We start from the raw sequence: 23,386 nt of genomic DNA, 5'->3' as shown, positions 1-23,386 counted from the left end.
CTGTAGCCTTCCAAAGCCCAACAACCCGCACCGGCCGGGCCGGCCTTGCCGGACCCTGCCCTGGCCGCGACCAAGCCTCACGGGTGACTCAACGGGGAACGATGACGCGATGGGCGCAGCCGGTGCATGATGAGGGATTGTGCCACCCCCGGGGCCTTTTGCTGCAGTCGCCTGTTGAGTCGAAACAGGGCCAAAGTCTGCCCCTCGAGCCGCCGATTCATGCCGGTCGCAGCCGTGCGACCCACCCCCTATCCCCGCGCGTCAGGGGGCCGTGACGCCGTTTCTCGGAGCCCGCGGGGCCGGCGGTTCGAACAAGGGGTCGGAACGCCGTCGAGATGCCCACCCCGCCATGTGGCCACTTTATGCCACATGACGAATGGCTTTGACCCGCTAAAGTTGGCACCGTGCGAAATGCAACCCGGGTTCAGCAAGGCAGCCGCTCTCCGCGCCATCCGGCCAGCCAGGGTTCCGGGCGGCCGACCGGAAGTGGCGTTGCCGCCGGGCTTTTGGCACGTGTGCGCACAACTGCCGCTTGGTTTCTCCCATGAAAAGCCGAATTCATTCCGCTGCGGACACGCAGGCACGGCTCGCGGGCCGTCTCGGCCTGCTTGAACACACGCGCGTTCCCGCGCTTCAGGTTCTCGTCGTCGCCGCTTGTATGGCGGCAGGATTTGCGGCTTCGGCTGCGACCGTCATCCATTTGGACGCGACCTCGCAGCCGCCGGGGCCCCTTCCCGTCTGGCCCAACACCGGCACGATCAGCGGCGATTTCGTGCCCTGGGCGGACACACCCGAAGTGATCGAGGTCGACGGCGTGCGCGGGGTGGCGTTCCGCGGCGGCACGCCGGGGCTCCAGGGCACCTCCTATTACGGACCCAACGTGCCGGAGAGTCTGGCCGGAAATGCCAGCCGCACGATCGAAGCCTGGGTCTGGGATCCGTCGCCGCAGGATGAAAAAACGGTCTTCTCCTGGGGGCGCCGCGGTGGTCCAGACGGGTCCAACTGCACCTTTGGCCACGGCGTCCACCCCGTTTGGGGCTGCCTGGGCGGCTGGGGCTGGGCCGATTTGGGGTACAGCAACGCCCTGACCTTTTCACGTTGGGCCTACATTGTGTACACCTACGACGGTTCCACCCGTACCGCCCGGGCCTACTACAACGGACAACTCAGCAGCACCGAGACCTATGCCACCCCACTGAACACTTGGGCGGTCGATGCCAGTGGCTTTCCGATTCCCTTCCGGGTGGCCCGCCAGACCGACGCCAACGGGAATCCCAGCAACGCCGGCGTGGGCACCAACGTGATTGCCAAGATCCGGGTCCACGACGTGGCCCTGACACCCGAGCAGGTCCAAGCCCAGTTCGAAGCCGAACGGGTCCAGTTCGGTCTTTCGGACGTGGACGCCGACGGACTGCCGGACTGGTGGGAACGCCGCTACAGCCTGAACGTGGGCGCCAACGATGCGAGCGCAGACCCGGACGGTGACAGTCTCACCAACACCAGCGAATACCAGCTCGGGACCAATCCCCGTGCGGCAGACACCGACGCCGACGGGTTGGCCGACAACGTCGAAACCAACACCGGCGTCTGGGTGGATCGCAACAACACCGGAACCGATCCGCTCAATCCGGACACGGACGGTGACGGTCTGTTGGACGGCGTGGAGACCAACACCGGCGTTTATGGGAGTGCCACCAACACCGGGACCCACCCGCTGAATCGCGACACCGACGGCGACGGCTGGCAGGACGGCGCCGAGGTCCAGTTTGGATCCAACCCGACCAATCCTCAAAGCACGCCGACCCCGCCGCCGGTGATTCACTTGGACGCCACCAGCCTGCCCCTCGGCCCCTTGTCGGCCTGGCCGAACACCGGCACGATCCCGGGCGACTTCTTCCCTTTGATGGACGTACCCGAGGTCATCGAAGTGGACGGGGTCAAGGGCGTGGGTTTCCGCGGCGGCACAACCGGTCCCGAAGGAACCTCGTATTACGGCCCCAATGTTCCTGAACGCATGGCCGGCAACGCCAGTCGAACAATCGAAGCCTGGATCTGGGATCCCTCCCCGCAGGACGAAAAGACGGTCTTCTCCTGGGGCCGCCGGGGCGGGCCCAACGGGTCCAATTGCACGTTTGGCCACGGCGTTCATCCGGTTTGGGGCTGCTTGGGCGGCTGGGGATGGGCCGACCTGGGTTACAGCAATGCGCTGACCTTCTCGCGCTGGGTTCACATCGTGTACACCTACGACGGCGGCACCCGAACGGCCCGTGCCTACTACAACGGCCAGCTCAGCAGCACCGAAACTTACACGAGCCCGCTCAATACCTGGGCCGTCGATACCAGCGGGTTCCCGATCCCGTTCCGTGTGGCCCGGCAAACCGACGACAACGGAAACCCGAGCAATTCCGGCATCGGGACCAATGTGATCGCCGTCATTCGGGTCTATGACGTGGCCCTCCCTGCGGCCCAAATCCAGGCCCACTTCGAGGCCGAGCGGGCCAAGTTCGGTCTCTCCGATGTCGATGAAGACGGCCTGCCCGACTGGTGGGAACGCCGTTACGGCCTCAACGTCGGCGCCAACGATGCCGCGGCCGATCCGGACAGCGACGGTCTGAACAGCTTGGCCGAATATCAGGCCGGGACCCATCCGCGCAACCCCGACACCGACAGCGATGGCCTTCGCGACGGTGTCGAGACCAATACCGGTGTCTGGGTCAGCAACCAGAACACCGGAACCAATCCCCTCAACTCGGACACGGACGGCGACACCCTCTTGGACGGCGTCGAAACCAACACCGGCGTCTATGTCAGCCCGACCAATACCGGCACCAGCCCGTTGAGACGAGACACGGACGGGGACGGCTGGGACGACGGTGGTGAAATCCGATCCGGATCCGACCCCACCTCGGCTCAGAGCCAGCCGCTTCCGGGCAACTGGGTCCAGGAAGTCACCCGGTCCAATCCCAAGTATTGGTATCGGTTCGAGGAAGGCGACCCCACCCAGCCCGCCCTCAACTCCGGCTCTGCCGGCACGGCCTTCAACGGTTTCTACGGCCCCGGCATCACGGCGGAGAATTTCGTCTCCTCGGTGATCATTTCGCCGGCCGGCAAGGCCCTGGAATTCACCGGTCCGGCCGCGCCCAACTCCACCACCAAGTATGTGGAGATCCTGCAGGAAATCCCGGAGCTGGTGAACTATCGGCCGCCCGCAACCGAAAAGGTCACCACGGTTGAATATTGGGTCAGGACCACTCAGCGCGGCACGCACGGCAACAATGCCTGGCAGAGTCCGTCCATCCTGGCCCGGGAGAGCCCCGGCGACGGAGACATGTACTGGGGCAACATTACCGCAACCGGAGATTTCGTGTTCAGCACCTCCGACCTGCACGAAATCCGCACGGTCCGCGACCGCAATTACGCCGTCACCGACGGTGCCTGGCACCATGTCGTGATGGTCAAGAAGTGGTACGTGAACCAACCGTGCGTCTCGATTCTCTACGTGGACGGTGGCGCGGAGGAGGGCGGCATCACCATCACCGCCACCACGCCGGCCGGCAACCCGAGTTATCAGGACCTGGACGCCGGGATCCGTCGGATCGGCCTGACGGACAACGGCGAACTGGAAAACGTCCAGTTCATCGGCACGCTGGACGAAGTGGCCATTTACGATCGGGAACTCACCGCCACGGAGGTCCGATTGCATTACCGGTCGGTCTATCTGGGCGACACCGATGGCGACGGCATGCCCGACTTGTGGGAGGTCAGCTACGGTCTCGACCCGTTCCGCAACGACGCCGCCGAGGATCCCGACAACGACGGTCTGAACAACCGGGGCGAGTACTTCCGGAAGACCGATCCGCGCAATGCGGACACCGACGGTGACGGCCTCCTCGATGCCGTCGAGACCGGTACCGGCGTCTGGACCAGCGCCACGGATACCGGCACCAACCCGCTCAATCCCGACACCGACGGCGACCGACTGCTCGACGGCGTGGAAACCAACACCGGTGTATATGTGAGCCCGTCCAACACGGGCACGCATCCCCATCGGCGGGATACCGATGGCGACACCTTCAGCGACGCGGACGAGATCGCCATGGGCTTCAATCCCAACGATGCTGCCTCCAAACCGGCTCAGCCCGCTTCCTGGGCGGAGGCGGTGGCGGCGGACCGGCCCATCCACTGGCTGCGATTCGAGGAAACCACCACCGCGCAGCCACTGGCCAACCTCGGTTCGCATGCCAGTCGGTACACCGTGACGTTTGGCCCCGGCATCGCGCCCACGGACCTGGGCAAGCCCAGTGCCTTCCCCGGGCTGGGTCGGGCCATCGAATTCACCGGTCCTCCCGCCCCCGCCTCCACGCTCAAATACATCGACTTCGGCGCTGAAATCCCCGAGCTGATCAACCTGCGCGTGGATGAGCTCGGGCAACCGAAGGAGCTGGAACAGGGCAAGGCGGCCACGGTCGAATACTGGTTCCGCACCACGCACGTCGGCAGCCAGGGCAACAACACGTGGCAGAATCCATCCATCCTTGCCCATGAAAGCCCCTTCGATGGAGACATCTACTGGGGCAACTTCAACGCGGCCGGCGACTTCGTCTTCAGCACCTCCGATCTGCACGACATCCACGTGACCAACAACTACGCCACGGACGGTCGTTGGCATCACGTGGTCATGACCAAGATCTGGTATAACGACCGGCCGTGCGAAAGTCGCCTGTTCATGGACGGCGGGGCCGAGGCGGGCGGCATCACCATCTACGCCACCACGCCGGCTGGCGCCGCCAGTGGACAGGACCTGGATGCCGGGTTGCGCTACCTCGGTCTGACCCAGGCCGGCGAACTCGGCAACGTCCAGTACATCGGTTTCCTGGACGAATTCGTGGTGTACACCAACGCCTTCGTCGAGGCCCAGGCACGACTCCATTACCTGGCCGCGCGCGGCGCGCCCGAGCCCGCCCGACTGGGCTTCCGATGGGAAGGCCAGACGTTGACCCTGGTCTGGACCCAGGGCCGTCTGCAATCGGCGGACGAAGTGACAGGACCGTGGAGCGATGTGCCGGGTGCGACCTCGCCCTACGAAGTGTCGCTCACGGCCAATCCGCGCAAATTCTTCCGGCTGGTCCTACCGTAAGTCGGGGTTGATGGGGCCGGCTGGCCGGGACCTGAACCGGTCAGCCGGCCTCTTGCCGCCCCGCCGGTTGCAAGTCCACCCGCCCCGGACGATGTTGAACCCGATGAGAATACCGAATACGGAGACAGCACGCGCCCGTTGCCCCGGCAGACGCGGTTTTACCTTGATCGAACTGCTGGTGGTCATCGCCATCATCGCCATTCTGGCTGGCATGTTGTTGCCGGCCCTGGCCAAAGCCAAGGCCCGGGCCAAACAGACCGGTTGCCTGAACAACATGCGCCAGGTCGGCATCGCCACCTTGATGTACCTGCAGGACTACCAGCGGTATCCGGGCTGCCTCTGGCTCAACGCCACGTTTTATTACGTGTGGCCCGTGCGGCTGTTCACGCAATTGGGCACCAATCGCGCCGTGTTCTACTGCCCGGCCGCCAACCCCAACAGTGCCTGGGACACCAACGCCAACAACAGCCTCGGTGCCACCATGCCCACCGGGGGGTGGGATCCGTGGGGTGTCAGCTCCCGAAGCCGGTTCTCCCTTGGCTACAACGACTGGGGCCTCCGAGATCCCGGCGACAGCGTCGGCGGCCGTCAGTTGGGTTTGGGAGGCGACATCAACGTGGTGGGCGAAGTCAAAGAGAGTGCCGTACGCAAGCCCGCCGAGATGATCATGCTGGGCGACAGCAAGCCGGATGGGAGCTTCGACGGCAACATCGATCCGAAAAATCCGCTCGAGTGGCCCTCCAACCGCCACAATCGGCGCACGGTCATCCTGTTTGCCGACGGCCACGCAGAAAGCCCCAAACGCGCCGATGTGATCAACCCCAGAAACGGCCTGTGGCGGGCCCGGTGGAACAACGACAACGATCCCCACTGGGAGATCGGCTACTGGGTGGTCAACCCCGCCCAGGAGGCCATCATCGATCCCTGAGAACCCCGCTGGATCGGAGCGACCAACGGGCTCCCCCCCCTCGCCGCGGTCTCCAGCCAACCGGAAGCAGACGGCCCGGGCCTCACGGGGTGCCGAGCCCTCACGGCCTTCGCTCGCGGATCGCGGCCAGAATGTCCGCGATCACCTCCGCCTTCGGTCGGGCGCCCAGGTTTCCCCGACCGTGCACTCGGACGCTGACCTGGCCCGCCGCCCGATCCCGCGGCCCCACCACCAGCATGGTGTGCACGTGCGCCGCCTCGGCCGCGGCAATCTTGGCCCGGATCGGCACCGGCTCGTAATCCGCGCTCACCCGTACAAAATGGTCGCGCAGTTCGCGCACAATGGACTCGGCGTACTCCCGCAGGGCCGCGTCGTCGTTCACCGTCAACACCCGGACCTGCTCCGGCGACAACCACAGCGGAAAGTTGCCGGCATAATGCTCGATGAGAAACCCGATGAACCGCTCGTGCGTGCCCAACGGCGCCCGATGAATGCAGAGCGGTGTCTTGTCGGTGTTGTCGCGGTCCCGATAGACCAGGCCGAACCGCTTCGGCACGGCAAAGTCCACCTGGTTGGTGGCCAAAGTGAATTCGCGTCCGATCACGCTCCAGACCTGCACATCGATTTTCGGACCGTAAAACGCCGCCTCGTTGGGCACTTCGACATACGGAATGCCCGAATCCTTGAGCACCTGACGCACCATGTCCTCCGTCTGACGCCACAGTTCGGGCTCGTTCACGTATTTCTCGCCCAGCCGGGCCGGGTCATGGGTGCTGAAGCGCATCACGTACCGTTGAATGCCAAAAATCTTGAAGTACTCCAGGTACATCTGGTTCACCGCGTTGAACTCCTCGGCGAACTGCTCCGGCGTGCAGTAGATGTGCGCGTCGTTCATGTTCAGGCAGCGGACGCGCATCAGGCCGAAAAGTTCCCCGCTCTGCTCGTAGCGGTAGCAGGTGCCGTATTCGGCCAACCGCAACGGCAGGTCCCGGTAGCTGCGGGGCTCGGCGGCGAAGATGCGATGATGGTGCGGACAATTCATCGCCTTGAGGTAGTACCGCACCCGCGGAGAGGTCTCCTGGCCGCCCGGCTCGCCTTCGTCCCCCAGTTCCATCGGCGGGAACATGCTGTCTGCGTAGTACGGCAAATGGCCGGAGGTCACGTACATTTTTTCGCGGGCCACATGCGGCGTTTTCACCCGCACGTAACCGGCGCGGAACTCGGTTTCCTTGGCCAGCTTTTCCAGTTCCTCGCAAAGCACCGCCCCCTTGGGCAGCCACAGCGGCAGACCCGGTCCCACGTAATCGGGGTCCAATACAAACAAACCAAGCTCCTGACCGAGCTTGCGATGGTCCCGCTTGCGGGCCTCCTCGAGCATGGCAAAGTACTGCTCCAGTTCCTCCTGCGTGAAAAACGCCGTGCCGTAGATGCGCTGGAGCTGGGGATTGCGGGCATCCCCCTTGTAATACGCACTGGCCACCCCGGTGAGTTTGAAGGCGCCGATCTGGCCCGTGGAAGCCACGTGCGGCCCGGCACAAAGGTCCACAAAATCGCCGTTTCGATAATAGGTGATGGGCTCACCCTCCGGAATCTGCTGGATCAGATCCAGTTTGTACCGACTGGGCTGTCCGGGCCGCTCGCTCAACGCCCCCAGCCGCCCGCTTTGCGCATCCCGAATGGCCTGTTCCCGCGTGACCTCGATCCGCTCGAAGGGATGATTGGCCTCGATTTCTTTCCGCATCTCCGCCTCGATCCTCGGAAAGTCCTCGGGCGTGATGCGATGGGAACATTCCAAATCATAATAGAAACCGTTCTCGACGGGCGGTCCGTAGGCGAATTGCGCGTCCGGCCAAAGCCGAAGAATCGCCGTGGCCATGACATGGGCGCACGAATGACGCAGCCGTTCCAGCTCCGACATTCGGGCCCGCTCATCCAGAGTTTTGCGCTCCGTGCCCTGGGGAGCAACGATCGCTTGTTCTTCCGACATGGCTTCCAGAAATGACCAGTTTGGTGAGTCGCGGCCGACCGGTCGGCATGTCCGTGACATGCGCTGCGGCGCAAATCAGCACCCGGGATTGCTCGCGATCATGCCGGTTTTCCTTGCGTAGTTGAAAAGCCCTCCTGCGTCAATGACCGGCCGGACATCGCCAAGGGGCTTGATCCGGTGTACCTGGCCCGTGGCGACCTCGGTAACCGTGAGCTCGTCCAGGTTGACGGTCACCACATCTCCCGTGCGGAGCCGGTCGCACAACCGCTCCACCAGTTCACACGGGTACAGCTCCCCCGTGGCGACGCAATTCCGAAAGAAAATCCGGGCAAAACTTTCCGCCAGGACCACGCGGCATCCGGCCGAGCCCAACGCAATCGGTGCGTGTTCCCGCGAACTGCCGCAGCCGAAGTTGCGGCCCGCCACGACAATGGGGTACTCGCTGTCCAGGGCCCCCGGCCGCACGTAGCGCACGGGATACAGCGACTCGGGCAACCCGCTCAGTGCGTAACTGCCAAGCTTCTCGTACTCTTCCGGGATCGTGGGCACCAGGTTCAGATACTGGGCCGGAATGATCTGGTCCGTATCGATGTTGTCCCCCACGACATACACCGGTCCTGTGATTACACTCGTCATGCGCAAGAACTTGCCGCGGCTCGCGGTCGCAACGCAACGCCGATTTGCAAGCGCCACTGCAAACACAGGCAGCAGCGGGCTCGCCCGGTGCTCGAGCTCCAGAGCCGCCCCGCCCACGGCGCCTGCCCCCGACCCCGGCTGCGTTCCCGGACTCAAACGCCGCCACCTCCCGCCCGGACACCCCACCCGGCAGAGCGGCTTCGGTACCTCCATCGCCCTGTCCACGAAGAGTTCACCGACCGCGAAGGCTTCGCCAGCCCTGACCACGCCTCGGCCGAACTTGCCCCTTCGCAGCGATTCTTGAACCACGACCGTCCCAACCGCCCCAAAAGGCCGCAAAATCCACGGCTGCTCCTTCGAAGCCGGAACTCAACCCGGGCAACAGCTCGGGGGACGGGATCCCCTCGAATCTTTCCCGACTCCGGCACATCTTGCTGCCTACAACCTCCCGATAGGATCAGGATGCGCCCGGTTGTCCGTGCCCATTCACCCCTTCCACGCTCTCTGCGGAAAAGGGGCTTCTCATGCGCACTACGGCAAATGCCTGCAGGAAAAGGCCTTGTTGGCTCCGGCCCTGCCGGTCCCCGCGCCCACAGAACCGCGGGGCGGCCTTTTCAGTCCTGTAATCCCGGATCCGGTTTGCCGGAATTGCGATTCTGGCCCTGACAAACGCAGCGGTTTCGGCTTAACTGCGGCCTGCCTATGCCGAAGCGCAAGGACATCCACACCGTGCTCATCATTGGCGCGGGCCCGATCGTGATCGGTCAGGCCTGCGAATTCGACTATTCCGGCACCCAGGCATGCAAGGCACTCAAGGAGGAGGGCTACCGCGTGGTGCTGGTGAACTCCAATCCGGCCACCATCATGACCGACCCGGAGTTCGCCGACCGCACCTACCTCGAGCCGATCACCCCCGAGTGCGTGGAAAAAATCCTGGTGCGCGAGCTCCAGGAGTTGCGTCGCCAGGGCGTCCCGCTGGACGGCGCACCCCCCGACGTGCCGCACAAGCTGGTCATCCTGCCCACCCTGGGGGGACAGACCGCCTTGAACACCGCCATGGCCCTGCACCGGTCCGGCGTTCTGCAGCGCCTGGGCATTGAATTGATCGGAGCCAAACCCGAGGCCATCGAGCGCGGCGAGGACCGCCAGATCTTCAAGGACCTCATGCTCAGCATCGGCCTCGACGTACCGATCAGCGGCACGGCCCACACCCTCGAAGAGGCCCGCAGCGTGGCCGCCCAAATCGGCCGGTTCCCCCTGATCATCCGCCCCGCCTTCACCCTGGGCGGCACCGGGGGAGGCGTGGCCTACAACCGCGACGAATTCGAGGAAATCGCGCGGCGCGGTCTCGAGATGTCGCCCGTCTCCGAAATCCTGATCGAGGAGTCACTTCTGGGCTGGAAGGAATTCGAAATGGAGGTGATGCGCGACCACGCGGACAACTGCGTGGTGATCTGTTCGATCGAGAACTTCGATCCCATGGGCATCCACACCGGGGACTCCATCACCGTGGCGCCCATTCAGACCCTGACCGACAAGGAGTATCAAGTGATGCGCGATGCGAGTTTCGCCGTCATCCGCGCCGTGGGCGTCGAGACCGGCGGGTCCAACATTCAGTTCGCCGTCCACCCTAGGACCGGCCGCATGGTGGTGATCGAAATGAACCCCCGCGTCAGCCGCAGCTCCGCACTTGCCTCCAAGGCCACCGGCTTCCCCATCGCCAAGATCGCCGCCAAACTGGCCGTCGGCTACCGGCTGGACGAGATTCCCAACGACATCACCCGCGAAACGCCCGCCTGCTTCGAGCCGACCATCGACTACGTCGTGGTCAAAGTGCCCCGCTTCGCCTTCGAAAAATTCCCTGATGCCGACCCCACGCTCACCACGCAGATGAAAAGCGTCGGAGAAGCGATGGCCATCGGCCGCACCTTCAAGGAAGCCCTGCAAAAGTGCCTTCGGTCCCTCGAGATCGGTCGCTACGGGCTGGGGGGCGACGGCAAACCGTGGCGCGTGGACGGCCAGGTGTTCGGGGACAGGGACATTTTCCCGCGGGAGATCCTCGTGCGAAAGCTTTCGATTCCCAATGCCGACCGCATTTTTTTCATCCGGCACGCCTTCCGCGCCGGGTTCAGTGTCGAGGAAATCCACCAACTCACCCACATCGACCCCTGGTTCCTCAACCAGATTCGCGAGATCGTGGAGTTCGAGGAACGGCTGGCCGCGTCGGCGGTCAACCGCCCGGCCGTGCCCGAAGTCACCCGCCGCTGAGTCCCGCCGGGCAGCCATCCAGGCGTCGCGCCCACGGCTCCCATGTCCGCACGCCCCGGCCGCCATCCAGAGGCAGCCCCGCAACCGCCTCCGGCCCCTGCCCTCCGCCGTGCGAAAACCGTGTTGCGGTGGCTTCTGCTTCTCGTTTTGCTCTGGGGGATGCTCCGGTGGTTCGAACATCGGCAAATCTACTTTCCCACCCGCACGCTGGAAGCCAGCGGACGGGAACTGGGGCGGCCGGTGGAGGAACTGGAGCTGCGCACCCCGGACGGACTGCGCCTCCACGGCTGGTATTTCCCCGCGGATCCGCACTCGCCGCGGGCCTCTTGGGCGATGCTGGTCTGTCACGGCAACGGCGGGAACATCAGCCACCGGTTGGACCTGGCCGGGGCACTGCTCCAGACGGGCGCGGCGGTTCTCCTGTTTGACTACCGCGGTTACGGACGCAGTGAGGGGCGTCCAAGCGAAACCGGTACCTACCGGGACGCCCGCGCGGCTTACGAGTGGCTCCGCGGCCGGGGTCATCCACCCGGGCACATCGTGGCCGTGGGCGAATCTCTGGGCGGTGCCATCGCCGCTCATCTGGCCACCGAGGTGCCCGTGGGCGGTCTGATTCTGTTGGGGGCGTTTACCAGCATCCCGGACATCGGCAGCGAGCTGTATCCGTGGCTCCCGGTTCGGTGGTTGGCACGCACCCGCTACGACACCCGGGCCCATCTCCGGCAAATCCAGGTACCCGTCCTCATCCTTCACAGCCGCGAGGATTCCCTGGTCCGCTATCATCACGCGGAAGCCAACTTCGCGGCCGCGCCCGGTCGCAAGTGGCTCCGGGAGCTGCGGGGGGATCACAATGAATCTCTGACCGACACCGAGCGCATCACCGCTGCTGTCGAAGAGTTTTTGAGGAACTTGGAAGCGGACCTCCAAGGCACAAGCCCGACCCCCTGAGAGCCGTCGGCGTGATTGCCACCGCATACAAGCCCCGCATTGCGGGCCGGGAAACCACGCCCGCTCCCGGTGTTTACCACCGACGCCGCAGATCCACGCAGGGCGCCACCTGGTCCAGGGCCATCTCTACGCTCACCTGACGGCCCAAAAACTCCAGCAGCACCCGCACCCGTTGTCGAGCCGGCAAGACCCGGGTGACCACCCCCTCCAGACCTTCCAAGGGCCCGCGCATGATGCGGGCAGCGTCTCCGGGCAGCAGGGGTTGTTCAATCTCACGCAGCTCCTCCGGCCCCAGACGCTGTCGCAGATCCTCGATCACGGCCACCGGAATCGTGGGCCAGCGCCGGCCGAAATGAACCACACCGGCGACCCCCGGACAGTACTGAACGGCCCGAAGCTGCGACTGCCAATCGAAACACGCAAACAAGTAGTTGGGAAACAGCGCCTCCGTCACCCAGACGGCTCCACGACGCGTCACGCGGCGGAACCGGATCCGCGGCAGGAACACTTCCACCGCGGGCAGTTGTCGCAGGTGCCCCGCGGCCAGGTGCTCTCGTTTCGGCTGGGAACGGAGGCAGAACCAGGCTCGCAGGGCTTCCGGAGCCCGCGTTTCCCCCTCCTGCAGGGCCGGGCCTTCTGGAGCAATCGTGAGCACGCCCATCGCTAGGCCCTGGCGCGCGAAGGCCGATGGTAATAGTCCTTGTAGCGCGAGTAGTAATAGTACTCGCCCGTGCGCGGATTCACCGCGTTGAAGACCAGACCCAGCACGTGCACGTTCCGCTGGTAGAGCAGGTCCAGCGCGGCTCGTGCAACCCGTGCGGAGGTGTGCTGCGCCCGAATGACGAAGATCACTCCGTGGGTCAGGGGCGCCAGCGTGGTTACATCGTCCGCGGCCATCACCGGTGGGGTGTCCAACACCACGTAATCGTACTGGGCGGCCATTTCCTGCAGGACCGTTCTCGTCAACGGCTGCAGGAACAACTCGCTAGATTTCTGCGTGGGCGAGCCGCTGGTGATCACCCACAAATTCGGAATGGACGTTGGCTGAACCACATCGTTCCACTTCGCTTTTTGCTGTAGAACCTCCGAAAAACCGGCGGTGTTTTCGAGCTTGAACCGGCGATGAACGACCCCCTTGCGCAAATCGGCGTCCACCAGCAAAACGCGGGATCCGCCCAGGGCCAGCGTGATTGCCAGATTGGCCGTGGTCAGCGATTTGCCGTCATTCGGGATCGAACTCGTCACCAGCAACAGGGACGGGCGGGCGTCGCCGTTGGTGGGTTGCATGAACAGCAGGGAGGATCGCACGTTCCGATAGGCTTCGGCAAACGCGTGTCGGTCATCGTCCGGCCGCAACAGGGGCAGGTCGTGATTGCGGGAGGATCGTTCCCGCGGAATCTGGCCCAGGACCGGTTCCTCGAAATGATCCTGAAGCTCCACAAAGGTGTTCATGCGGTCGTCGAATCGGTCCACGAGCAGCAGCAGCCCCACGCCCAGCATGAGTCCCACCATGCCCGCCAGGGTCAGGCTGATGGACAGACTCAGTCGGTCCGGCTCCGCCTCCGAGGCCCGCTCCAGAATCGCGACCGATTCGGGCGTGATGTCCTTGTCCACCCCCACCGCCTGCATGGTCTGAAGCAGCCGATCATAAAGGTTTTGCACGCGGGTGATGTTGGCGCGGATTTTTTGGTACTGCGCCATTTTGCTGCTGGCCTCCAGGGCGCGCGCCTCCCACTGTTTGATCTCCTTCTGGAGGTTCTCGATTTGGAGGGCCAGGGATTTCTTGCGGTTCTCGATCTGCTCCACGCTCTGCTCGCGGACGATGTCCAACAGTTTTTCCTTGCGCTGGATCTCCTCGCGCAGGGCGATCATTTTGGGATGCTTGGGCCGGAGGAACTCGGACAACTGCTGCTCCTCGGCTTTCAGCATCTGGATTTCCTGTTTGACCTTCAAATAGTCCGAATCGGCCCGCAACACGTCCACCGGGCTGCGTTGCTGGCCCGGGGGAACCGGCCGGACCCCGGTAATGACGCCGGAGGCCTGCTGTCGCTCCAGATTCTGCTCGAGGTTGAGCATTTCCAGCAGATTCAGCTCGCTCTGGAGCATGGCCAGTTGCTGGTTCAGTTGCGCCAGGTAATTGCCCGCCACGTTGCCCTGCTCCTGCAAAAAGACGATACTGTTGGTGGCCTGGAACTGAAGCAGTTCCTCCTCGTACCCCTTCAGTTCCTTCTCGAGCCGCGCGACTTCCTCCGTGATCCCGGCCAGGGTGACATCCGAGCTGCGGGTGCGCATCTCTTTCTTGAGGTTGATGAATTCCTCCATCACCGCGTCCAGATAGGCCTGGACATACGCGGGATCGGAGCCCACCGCCCGGAGATTGAAGATGGTCGTCTTGGGCGTCACGCCCACGCTGACCTTGACGGGCACCGGCACCAGGTCGGGCCGCGTGGCGTGCACCCGATCGGCCGCCCGGTTGAGCACCGTGGCGCTCTGCATGAGGGCGACCTGCGTGCCCAGGAAGTTGCTGAATTCCTCGATGTAATTGGCCCCGGTCTGCACCTGGATCTTGACATTGACGATCATCCGGCCCTGGCTGGCATACGCCGGGGGCGAGTTCCACAGAATCAACAGGTGCACCGCCATGGCCAGCAGCGCGCAACCGGGCAGGATCCACCAGTAGCGCCGCAGCAGCGACCGCCAGCGCTGCAGGACGGTGAAGAAACGCGCGCTGCGAACCGAACGGTTTTCGGGAACAGGCTGGGGATACTCGTTCATGACAGCGTTCACCAGTTGATCAGCCGCGCCGGCACGATCAGAAAATCATCCGGCCGCAACGACACGTCCTGCTCGATCTTCCCTCGCTCCAGGATGTCTTCCATGTTCAGCTCGATCGTCTCGCGCGAACCGTCCGGGTTGGTCCGCACCAGCCGGACCTTCTTTTTGTTGGCGAAGTCCGTGAAGCCGCCGGCCCGCAGGATGGCCTTGCCGGCGGTGAAGTTCTCCCCGACGGGAATTTCGATGGCCCCCTGGTTGCGGACCTGGCCCCAGATGTAAACCCGACCCGCCATGCGGCTGACTTCGTTCAAGCCGAGCACCACGGTGGCCCGGTAATAGTAGTCCTTCTCCAGCAACTGCTTGAGCTCCTCGGCCAGCTCCTTGCAGGTCTTGCCCGCGGCCATGACCCGGCCCACATAGGGCACGTCCAGTTCGCCCGAGTCCGTCACCACCAGGGGCTTCGGGGGATCGCGATCCTCCAGAATCTGGAAGCTGAGCTTGTCGCCCGGACCCAACCGGTGCCGATCGTCGCTCACGATCGGCACGCCGCGTCCGGCGGTGCCGTTGGTCGGCGAAGCGGCGGTCGCCGCCGCGGCCGCTTCCGCTGCCACCGCGGGAGGGGTCGAACCGGTCTCGGCAGCCCGCACCAGACCGCCGACCAGCAGCCAAACGAGGAAACTCCAACCCACCTTTTTCATCTGGCATCTCATTAAAACGTGTACATCGCCGTCAGGACAAGGCGATTCTGCGTGTAACTGCGGCCGAACACATTGGAATCCCGCGCCAGGTAACTGTAGCCCAGCGTGGCCCCGAGCTTCTGCCCGAGCCGCTTGCCCACGGCCACCCCGAGGGTGTACCGATCGAATTCCTCCGGCACACCAAACCAGGAACCGCCCTCCTCCTGCGCGGTCTCGTAACTGGCACTGGTGGCCAGCGAATAGCCTCGAATCACATTCCAGTTGACCGTCAGCTGTCCGTAGAGGGAACGGATCGTTTCGGCGTACCACCCCGACCGCACCTGATGCCCGCCGGACAGCACGTATTGAATGCGGCGGGTGATCTGGTGCCGGAGGGAAAGATCCGCATACCACCCGTCCATGCGGTCCCCGCCGATGCCGAACGGCATGACATCCGTCGTGGGATCATAGGCCACGTATCCCGCACCGGTGCGCAATTGCATGAACCGACCGGCCGGCATTTCGTAGAAGAGGCCCACACTGTAGTGAAAGAGGTCGTTCAGCCGAATCGGCCGGGAAGGGTCCTCATTGTTGTAGTCGATCAGGCCGAGCCCCGTCTCCAGACCCAGCGACGTCAGCGGGCGCACCAGCCAGGCCACGCGGGCACCAAACAGCTCGGCCGTCCGGTCGGTGAAATCGTAACGTTCCTCGGTCACCTGGTAGATCTGGTGGTCGTAGTTGAACGAAACCACCAGCTTGTTCAAATCCCAAAGCCCGAGCACGCCCACCTGGTTGTCCAATCGCCCGTAGTTGAAGCGGCCGCGCACGTCGGGCTGATCCGCCAGCTCCTGCGTGTAATGAAACCGATTGTGAAAATTCAGCAGCAAGTTGCCCACGAACACGTCGAAGGACAGGTTCGAGTCCGGCAACACATGCAGGTAGTTCAAATCCGAGTGGGTCAGGTAGGCGTTGTAGCTGGCCCCCGTGCTGAAGGTGAGGACGTTCTTGTCCGTCACCGGATAAAGCGCCCGCACCGAGAAACCGGGGCGAACGATGAGGTCGGACCGGGGGTTCACCTCTTCATAGCGAACGTTGTCGTTGGCCTCGAGGGCCAGAGAAGCATTCAAATCGAACCGCCAGGCGCCCAACCGCAGGTCCCCCCACCCGGCCGCAATTTGACGCCTTTTCTGCTCCAGAATCTGTTGGCCGGTCAATGAAGCCCGCAAAGCCTCCTGCGCCGAAGTGGCCGTGACACCCGCCAGCAACCATGCGGCCGGTGCCCAGCGACCTCGTTTGCCCCTGTCCCACCGATCCCGGCCGCTTCCGCCTCTCGCACTCATGTGGCAACTCACCCTGGCAACCGCAGGAGATTCACGTTATCGCCCGGCCGTGCCGGGTCAAGCAATCTACCGCGCGCCCTTCGCTTCCCGGAGTTTGACCGCACCTCGAGACGCCAGCACACCCTAACCCACGCAAATCCGAGCCCCAGCCACGGCTTGACCCGGGCGTCTTCGCCATCGCTCCGCGCGAGCAGTCGGGGAAGCGAAACTGCGAGCATGACGTCTGCCACCGATCCCGGACCCTCGGGAACCCGATGGTTGGCAGCCCACCCGACCTCCACAGGAGGAGCGTTTGCAGCGGCCCTCCGGGTGACGCACGCAACGTTGGAACGAAAGCCAAAATCCGGTCGCATACAAGCCCGTCCCCCTGAGAATGAAAACCGCCGGCGGAAGAGGCTCCGGCCGACGTTCCCACGGTCCCAAGGGCCAGGTTCGAAGCCCCGAGAACTCGCAGGGGAGCATTTCGTTTTTAAGCCCCGGATTCAAGAATGCCCAGAAAACGCCCTTTCCCGTGGCGTCCGCGTGCCGTCGACGCCCGAAATTGCGCCCGGCTCTCGGGGCGTCCAAAACCAGAAATGCAGCGGACAGCGGCTCGGCGGTGGTGAAGCCCTCCTTGTCCCGATGCGGAAAGCGACAATCCTCCCAAGCAGCCCCTGTAACTTTCTTCACCTAAAACCCATCAAGGAAAGGTCCCGTCCCTTCGGCGCGCCGTGAGTTCGCCCCAAACGGGACAACTCCCAAAGGTGCCGCCCGCCAAGCAGACCGCCTCGGGGCCGGGTGAATGGCTGTGCCCCCGGCGCCCTGCATGAGGGCCCCAAGGTGGCGATGATTCAACAGCCGTGGCAGTGGGCCGGGTGCCTTGGTTCGTGCGATTCAGACGCCCTGAAGGGACGGCCTTCGGTGTGGCGCGTCCGGCCCTGGCGATGCGGGATCATCGAGTTGCGCCCGTTCAGGGCGCTGCGGGTCCAGGGGTCGAGTTCCCGCGGCGTTACCCCGGGTTGGTGAGGTGCATGCGCCTTGAGCCCGTGCAGAGGCGCGTGCGATCCGTGGACCGCGCAGGACGCATTTCAGTTCTGCGTCCCAGATTCAAGGATCCCGAGGGAATGTTCTTTCCCCTCGGCTTTCTCGTCCTCAGGCCGCTCGAAATTCCGTCGGGCGTTCGGGCGGGTCCGACAACCTGAATGCGGCCGGAAGTCCCCAAAACCGGGCCAACGCGTTTGACTTGGGGGGATGGGCTCCCTAGACTTTGGTGCAGATGCTGGCTACGGGCACCAAAGCAACCACCGCCCCCACCGCTGATTCCCAGGACGCCGAGGCCGGTCTGCTCTGGAAACAGATCGTTGGGCCCTTGGAACCCTTTCTGGAGGCCGTATCCAATCGGCTGGGCGAACAGGTCCGGGCCTTCGATCCGGAGTTGTCCGGTTTGGCCGAATACACCCTGCAGGGCCCTGGCAAGCAGCTGCGGCCGACGCTGGTGGGATTGGTGGGGCAAGCGCTGGGCCGTCCGGGCCCGGATCATATTACCGTGGCGGTGATCATCGAGATGATCCACCTGGCCACGCTGGTGCATGACGATGTCATGGACGAGGCGGCGTTGCGGCGGGGGCGGTTGACCGTGGCCGCCCGCTGGGGCAACGAAACGGCCGTTCTGTTTGGCGATTGCCTCTTTGCCCAGGCCCTGGTGCTGGCGGCGGGTTTCCCAACCCCGGAGATTTGCCGCGCCGTGGCGCGCGCCACCGAGACCGTGTGCACCGGAGAAATCCTGCAAACACGGCATCGACGCAACTTCCCGCTTTCGCAGGAGTACTATTTCCGGGTGTTGGAAATGAAGACGGGCGAGCTGTTCGGCCTGGCCTGCGACCTGGGGGCCTGGTGCAGCGGCGCCGCACCGGAGGTGCGAGGGACCCTCCGTCAGTTTGGTCTGGCCTTCGGCACCGCCTATCAACTCTACGATGACTGCCTGGACTTGATGGGGCAGGAAAGCGCCGTGGGCAAGTCGCTGGGTACCGACCTGGCCAAGGGCAAGTTGACCCTGCCCGTGCTGCTGGCCTGGGAGCGATCCGACCCCCGCGAACGGTCCCGACTGGAGCGGTGGATCCAGCATTGGGAACCCGGCCACCTCCCCCAGCTTCGGCAAATGTTGGAGCGTCACGGAGCCCTGGTCGAAGCCCTGCGCATGATCCATGTGCATCTGGAACGAGCCCGACAGCATCTGCAGGGGCTGCCGGCCCCGGCCCGGCCGGGTCCTCTTCACGCCGCCGCAGATTACCTGGCCCGTCAAGCCGATCGGTTAAATGGCGCGCACTGAACCACGGACGGAGTCCATGGCGCAGGAATCCTCTGCTGCCCGCCCGGTTCCCCCTCAACCGGCGGAGACCTCGGCACAGTCCGACTCCGCGAAAGAGGCCGAACTGGTGGCCCGGGCCCAGGCCGGTGACCTGGACGCCTACGGCGAATTGATGCGCCGCCACCAGGAGCGCGTTTACCAGGTCATCTACCACATGACCTCCCACCACGAAGACGCGCGCGATCTGACGCAGGAAACCTTTATCGCTGCCTACCAGGCGCTCGGCCGATTCCGCGGTCAGGCCGCCTTCAGCACCTGGATTTACCGAATCGCAGTCAACAAAACCCTGAACTTTCTGGAAAAGAAACGTCCCGAAAACAGCGGGCTCAGCCTCAACGAACTGGATTGGAACGCCGAGCACGATCCCGATCTGGTCGCGCTGATCTCGGAAAAAACTCCCCGCCGGGAGGTCTCGCTGGCGGAATTGCGGCAGAAATTGAACGAGGCCATGCAGAAGCTGTCAGAAAAACATAGACTGGTCGTGGTGTTGCACGATGTGCAGGGGATGCCCCACGAGGAAATTGCCAGGATCATGGATTGCAGCGTGGGAACGGTTCGGTCGCGCCTGTTTTACGCGCGACAACAATTGCAGGCGTACTTGTCGGATTACCTTTGAGGCATTGGCTGCCTATGCACTCCAAACCCGAGGAATTTGCGAGGTTGCGGCGACTGCTGGCACTGAAACGCTACGAGCGCCCCCCGGCCGGGTGCCTGGAGGCCATGCGCCAGGCCACGCTGCTGGAGCTGCGACGCCTCCACCATGCCGGCTTGAACACTCAGTCCGCCGCCGAGGGGCCGACCTGGTGGCGATTCCTCTGGGAAGCCCTAGCCCCGCGCCCGCTGCTCGCCGGAGCGCTGGGAGTCGTCGTTTGCGCTTTGGTTGTAGGCGCCGTGCTCCAGGCCGAACGGTTGGAGCTGCCCACCGGGATGGAAAGCACTCGGGCCCCTTGGAACCAGGTCTCGGTCAGCCCGGGCATGTTGGGTTTGCCAAATGCGCCGGGCGTGCCCTCGTTCCCTGAGGTTCATCCGCTTCTGGCCACGACCAATCCACCCGGTCAATCGGGGCTGCTTGACGGCGTGCAGGGCCCGCCCTTGCTCTTCCAGCCGCCTCCCCTCGACGTTCAACGAGCCAGCGGCGTTCCCTCGGCCCACAGTAACCTCATGGTCCCGTGAGCCCGACAGCCGCGGACCCGAGGGATCGACGGTGAACCCTCTCCAGGCACGGTGCGCGGCTCTCCCCCGGCACCGTTCGACACGCAACCACCCGCAGCCCTTCTCAGACTCCGTGCGACCAGCATCCCAACCACTTGGGCAACCAGGCCGCCGGGTACGGTTGGACGTGTCCCCGGCCGCTTCCGTGAGAACTGCCGGCATTCGGATTTCACGCGCCGACGCGTCGGTACCGACTCCGCGCGCCTGCACGCCCCGGAACCGATCGCCCGTCCTTGGGGCAAAGCCGCACCCGCCTTTCAGCCAGATGCCGCAATTGCGCTTTTGATGCCCCTGACCCTTGCGTTGCCTGAGGAGGACATTCCCGGACCAGGGACAAACGCAACGCGCGGTTTTCCCCAAACGGACGGCCCAAAGCCGGGCCGGGTTTCGCCTTTCGAGGGCCGGGCACCGTGTATTCAGCGGCATGCCGGGGACAGCTCCTGGCTGTTTCTCCCGGGTGCCCGGCCGGAGGCGAGCCCGAGGGTTGCGACGGTTTTGCTGCGGAGAGGCCCCACCGGGGAGCTTACGATCCACGGCGCGCCGTTGGGATGCAGGTAACTCCACGAGACTCGCTCGGATCTCGCGAATGCCTCCGCTCGGGGACTGCATCGTTGACAGGATGCGGACAAGCCTCCTAGGTTGCCTCGGTCCCGCTGCGGCCGGCGGCCTCCCGTGGCTCTGAATCGGTTCAGCATTTGGGGGGGTCGTGGGTCGGGGCGGCTGAAACCATATGGCCAACACGATTCTGGTGGGCGCCCAGTGGGGCGACGAAGGCAAGGGCAAAATCATCGATGTGCTGACGGAAGAAGCGGACGTGGTCATCCGCTACGCCGGAGGAAACAACGCAGGGCACACCGTACTGGTCGGACAGGAGCGGTACATTCTGCACCTGGTGCCGTCGGGCATTCTTCGGCCGGACAAGCTCTGCGTGATTGCCAACGGGGTGGTGATCGATCCGGTGAGCCTGATGGAGGAAATTCAGGGATTGCGGCGCTTGGGCGTCAAGGTGGACCGCAACCTGGTCATCAGTGAGACAGCCCATGTGGTCCTGCCGTACCATCGGGAGCTGGACGTGGCCCGCGAAAACCGGCAGGGCCGCCATAAACTGGGCACCACCAAACGGGGCATCGGTCCGGCGTATGCCGACAAGGCCGCCCGGGTGGGGTTGCGCATGTTGGACCTCGTACGGCCCGAGGTTTTCGCTGAAAAGCTGCGCCGGCGCATCCGGGAAAACAACGAGGTGTTGCGTGCCTGGGGGGCCAGGCCCTTGAGCTACCGGAAGGTGTTGCAGGAATATCAGGCAGCAGGAAGCTTTTTGCAGCCCTTCGTGGCCAACACGGTCGCCCTGCTCCACCAGGCCATCGCCGAGGGCAAAAGCCTCCTGTTCGAAGGGGCGCAGGGGACGTTTCTCGACATCGACCATGGCACGTATCCGTTTGTCACGTCGTCCAATACCACGGCCGGGGGAGCCTGTACGGGCACGGGCGTGCCACCGAATCGCATTGACCGCGTGGTGGGCGTCATGAAGGCTTACACGACACGCGTGGGAGAAGGTCCGTTACCCACGGAAGATGCCGCGCTCGGAGACCTTCTGCACAGCATGGGCCGTGAATTTGGAGCCACCACCGGCCGACCACGCCGTTGCGGCTGGTTCGACGCCGTGGCCGTCCGACACGCCGTTCGCATCAACGGCGTGGACGAACTGGCCGTGACCAACCTGGACGGGCTGGACACGCTTTCCACCATCAAGGTTTGCCTGGGCTATCGCGTGGGCCGCCGCCAGTATGACATCCCGCCTGCCGATGTGCAGGAACTCTCCGCCTGTGAACCCGTGTACGCCGAGTTCGAAGGCTGGTGTACGTCCACCCAGGGGGCCCGCAGTTGGAAGCAGCTGCCCACCAAAGCGCGGGCCTACCTCAAAGCCCTGGAGGATCTGGTCGGCGCCCCCATTCGCATTGTTTCGGTGGGCCCGGCCCGGGAACAAACCATCGAACGCTGATCCGTTCCATGAAGAACGGTGGATTGGAAACCCTGGCATCCACGGACACGCCGCCGACGCGGCCGGACTCCATGAACACGGCCCATGTCCAGCTCAGCCCCGAAGCGCGCGCCTCGCTGCCCCGCCATGTCGCCATCATCATGGACGGCAACGGTCGCTGGGCCCGGCAACGCGGCCTGCCGAGAATCGAAGGCCATCGACACGGGGCCGAATCGGCCCGGGTCGTCGTCCGTGCCGCCGGCGAGCTCGGCATCCAATACCTGACCCTCTACGCCTTCTCCGTGGAGAACTGGAACCGGCCCAAGGAAGAGGTCGATGCCCTGATGAAGTACCTCCTCCAGTACCTCAAAACCGAAACGGCAGAGCTCCAGCGCCACAACGTCCGTCTCCACGTCATCGGCCAGATCTACCGACTGCCCGAAGCCGTCCAGACCCAGCTCCAAAAGACCGTCCGCCTTTTGTCCAAGAACAACGGGCTCACCCTCATCATGGCCCTCAGCTACGGCGGCCGCACCGAAATCGTCGAAGCCGCGCGGAGCCTGGCCCGCAAGGTCAAGGCCGGGGAACTGGACCCGGACGACATCGACGAGCATCTCTTCGCCCAGCACCTGTGGACGCGCAACATTCCCGACCCCGATCTGCTCATCCGCACCAGCGGGGAAATGCGCGTCAGCAACTTCCTGCTCTGGCAGATCTCCTACGCCGAGCTGGTGGTGACTCCGGTGCTCTGGCCCGACTTCCGCAAGGCCCACTTCTACGCGGCCCTGGAAGAGTACGCCCGCCGGCACCGTCGGTTCGGCACCGTGTAAGCCGGATCCCACCCCGGCTTCGCCGCACCGGCTCTCCCGGCATCCCGACTTGTGCGGCTTTCCACGGGCCGACAGGCTTCGGGTTTCTCCCGCCACTTCCCCCCACCCAAAACCCCAAACAGGCGGCCTTTGCGGAGGGCACCGGGCTTGCGGGCCGGCCGGGGAGTACGGAGACGCTCGGCCGCACGGAGGCCCGCCGCCCATGTACATGCATGCACCTCCGCTCTCGAGGCCGCTCGGGACCCGGGGGCCCTGCCCTTTGCTCTGACCCGGGAGCGGGCTGCGGCCAGAGATCCGGCTTGCTCTGCAGCCGGGCTCCCCGC

Annotated in this window: 15 protein-coding genes; 9 read left to right on the top strand and 6 right to left on the bottom strand. The window is 64.5% G+C overall.

Going from position 1 to position 23,386, the window contains the following annotated elements:
• Positions 1-544 precede the first annotated feature (544 nt).
• Entirely contained in the window at positions 545-5,137 is a 4,593-nt protein-coding gene (locus ACPDIT_RS14605; protein ID WP_423444713.1) for a LamG-like jellyroll fold domain-containing protein, read from the top strand.
• 103 nt (positions 5,138-5,240) lie between these two features.
• Positions 5,241-6,065, top strand: coding sequence for a type II secretion system protein (locus ACPDIT_RS14600; protein WP_423444711.1), 825 nt, complete (start codon positions 5,241-5,243; stop codon positions 6,063-6,065).
• 100 nt (positions 6,066-6,165) lie between these two features.
• On the opposite strand, the gene thrS is transcribed toward ACPDIT_RS14600, so the two are convergent.
• A complete protein-coding gene (gene thrS, locus ACPDIT_RS14595) occupies positions 6,166-8,052 on the bottom strand; it encodes a threonine--tRNA ligase (protein ID WP_423444710.1) in 1,887 nt (628 codons plus the stop codon).
• Between the two features lie 75 nt (positions 8,053-8,127).
• Positions 8,128-8,688 carry a 3-isopropylmalate dehydratase gene (locus ACPDIT_RS14590; RefSeq protein ID WP_423444709.1) on the bottom strand — a complete coding sequence of 187 codons (561 nt, stop codon included), beginning with the start codon at positions 8,686-8,688 and terminating at the stop codon, positions 8,128-8,130.
• A gap of 702 nt (positions 8,689-9,390) precedes the next feature.
• Here ACPDIT_RS14590 and carB point away from each other — a divergent pair.
• The gene (gene carB, locus ACPDIT_RS14585; RefSeq protein ID WP_423444707.1) at positions 9,391-10,956 is read left to right on the top strand and encodes a carbamoyl-phosphate synthase large subunit; all 1,566 of its coding nucleotides are present in this window, start codon (positions 9,391-9,393) and stop codon (positions 10,954-10,956) included.
• Between the two features lie 120 nt (positions 10,957-11,076).
• A complete protein-coding gene (locus ACPDIT_RS14580; RefSeq protein WP_423444705.1) occupies positions 11,077-11,904 on the top strand; it encodes an alpha/beta hydrolase in 828 nt (275 codons plus the stop codon).
• A 73-nt stretch (positions 11,905-11,977) separates the two neighbouring features.
• Here the strand turns inward: ACPDIT_RS14580 and nusG are convergent, their stop codons facing one another.
• The 4 genes from nusG to ACPDIT_RS14560 are packed head-to-tail and all read right to left on the bottom strand — an operon-like array spanning position 11,978 to position 16,696.
• Positions 11,978-12,565 (bottom strand): transcription termination/antitermination protein NusG, encoded by a 588-nt coding sequence (gene nusG / locus ACPDIT_RS14575; protein ID WP_423444703.1) that lies wholly within the window; start codon positions 12,563-12,565, stop codon positions 11,978-11,980.
• 2 nt (positions 12,566-12,567) lie between these two features.
• A complete protein-coding gene (locus ACPDIT_RS14570; RefSeq protein WP_423444702.1) occupies positions 12,568-14,679 on the bottom strand; it encodes a GumC family protein in 2,112 nt (703 codons plus the stop codon).
• An 8-nt stretch (positions 14,680-14,687) separates the two neighbouring features.
• Positions 14,688-15,377 (bottom strand): polysaccharide biosynthesis/export family protein, encoded by a 690-nt coding sequence (locus tag ACPDIT_RS14565; RefSeq protein ID WP_423444700.1) that lies wholly within the window; start codon positions 15,375-15,377, stop codon positions 14,688-14,690.
• 11 nt (positions 15,378-15,388) lie between these two features.
• The gene (locus tag ACPDIT_RS14560) at positions 15,389-16,696 is read right to left on the bottom strand and encodes a hypothetical protein (protein WP_423444698.1); all 1,308 of its coding nucleotides are present in this window, start codon (positions 16,694-16,696) and stop codon (positions 15,389-15,391) included.
• 1,255 nt (positions 16,697-17,951) lie between these two features.
• Between ACPDIT_RS14560 and ACPDIT_RS14555 the strand changes: the two genes are divergently transcribed.
• The 5 genes from ACPDIT_RS14555 to ACPDIT_RS14535 all read left to right on the top strand — a co-directional run bounded on the left by ACPDIT_RS14555 (position 17,952) and on the right by ACPDIT_RS14535 (position 23,063).
• Positions 17,952-19,004, top strand: coding sequence for a polyprenyl synthetase family protein (locus ACPDIT_RS14555; protein ID WP_423444696.1), 1,053 nt, complete (start codon positions 17,952-17,954; stop codon positions 19,002-19,004).
• 16 nt (positions 19,005-19,020) lie between these two features.
• Complete coding sequence (locus ACPDIT_RS14550; protein WP_423444694.1) at positions 19,021-19,659, top strand: sigma-70 family RNA polymerase sigma factor; 639 nt, start codon at positions 19,021-19,023, stop codon at positions 19,657-19,659.
• A gap of 14 nt (positions 19,660-19,673) precedes the next feature.
• Positions 19,674-20,216, top strand: a complete 543-nt coding sequence (locus ACPDIT_RS14545) for a hypothetical protein (RefSeq protein WP_423444692.1) — start codon at positions 19,674-19,676, stop codon at positions 20,214-20,216.
• Positions 20,217-20,985: 769 nt separating this feature from the next.
• A complete protein-coding gene (locus ACPDIT_RS14540; protein WP_423444691.1) occupies positions 20,986-22,254 on the top strand; it encodes an adenylosuccinate synthase in 1,269 nt (422 codons plus the stop codon).
• A gap of 71 nt (positions 22,255-22,325) precedes the next feature.
• Positions 22,326-23,063, top strand: a complete 738-nt coding sequence (locus ACPDIT_RS14535; RefSeq protein WP_423444765.1) for an isoprenyl transferase — start codon at positions 22,326-22,328, stop codon at positions 23,061-23,063.
• The last annotated feature ends 323 nt before the right edge of the window (positions 23,064-23,386 follow it).

Source organism: Limisphaera sp. VF-2, from assembly GCF_049537125.1.
Taxonomy (GTDB): Bacteria; Verrucomicrobiota; Verrucomicrobiia; order Limisphaerales; family Limisphaeraceae; genus Limisphaera.
The sequence above is the reverse complement of the archived record's forward strand: the minus strand, read 5'-3'. Positions and strand labels throughout refer to the sequence as shown.

What these genes read in the sequence shown, in the direction of transcription:
- carB (WP_423444707.1), top strand. Translation starts at nt 9,391, where the DNA reads ATGCCGAAGCGCAAGGACATCCACACCGTGCTCATCATTGGCGCGGGC.
- ACPDIT_RS14545 (WP_423444692.1), top strand. Translation starts at nt 19,674, where the DNA reads ATGCACTCCAAACCCGAGGAATTTGCGAGGTTGCGGCGACTGCTGGCA.
- ACPDIT_RS14570 (WP_423444702.1), bottom strand. Translation starts at nt 14,679, where the DNA reads ATGAACGAGTATCCCCAGCCTGTTCCCGAAAACCGTTCGGTTCGCAGC.
- ACPDIT_RS14560 (WP_423444698.1), bottom strand. Translation starts at nt 16,696, where the DNA reads ATGAGTGCGAGAGGCGGAAGCGGCCGGGATCGGTGGGACAGGGGCAAA.
- ACPDIT_RS14565 (WP_423444700.1), bottom strand. Translation starts at nt 15,377, where the DNA reads ATGAAAAAGGTGGGTTGGAGTTTCCTCGTTTGGCTGCTGGTCGGCGGT.
- ACPDIT_RS14540 (WP_423444691.1), top strand. Translation starts at nt 20,986, where the DNA reads ATGGCCAACACGATTCTGGTGGGCGCCCAGTGGGGCGACGAAGGCAAG.
- thrS (WP_423444710.1), bottom strand. Translation starts at nt 8,052, where the DNA reads ATGTCGGAAGAACAAGCGATCGTTGCTCCCCAGGGCACGGAGCGCAAA.
- ACPDIT_RS14550 (WP_423444694.1), top strand. Translation starts at nt 19,021, where the DNA reads ATGGCGCAGGAATCCTCTGCTGCCCGCCCGGTTCCCCCTCAACCGGCG.
- ACPDIT_RS14600 (WP_423444711.1), top strand. Translation starts at nt 5,241, where the DNA reads ATGAGAATACCGAATACGGAGACAGCACGCGCCCGTTGCCCCGGCAGA.
- ACPDIT_RS14555 (WP_423444696.1), top strand. Translation starts at nt 17,952, where the DNA reads ATGCTGGCTACGGGCACCAAAGCAACCACCGCCCCCACCGCTGATTCC.
- ACPDIT_RS14535 (WP_423444765.1), top strand. Translation starts at nt 22,326, where the DNA reads ATGAACACGGCCCATGTCCAGCTCAGCCCCGAAGCGCGCGCCTCGCTG.
- ACPDIT_RS14590 (WP_423444709.1), bottom strand. Translation starts at nt 8,688, where the DNA reads ATGACGAGTGTAATCACAGGACCGGTGTATGTCGTGGGGGACAACATC.
- nusG (WP_423444703.1), bottom strand. Translation starts at nt 12,565, where the DNA reads ATGGGCGTGCTCACGATTGCTCCAGAAGGCCCGGCCCTGCAGGAGGGG.
- ACPDIT_RS14605 (WP_423444713.1), top strand. Translation starts at nt 545, where the DNA reads ATGAAAAGCCGAATTCATTCCGCTGCGGACACGCAGGCACGGCTCGCG.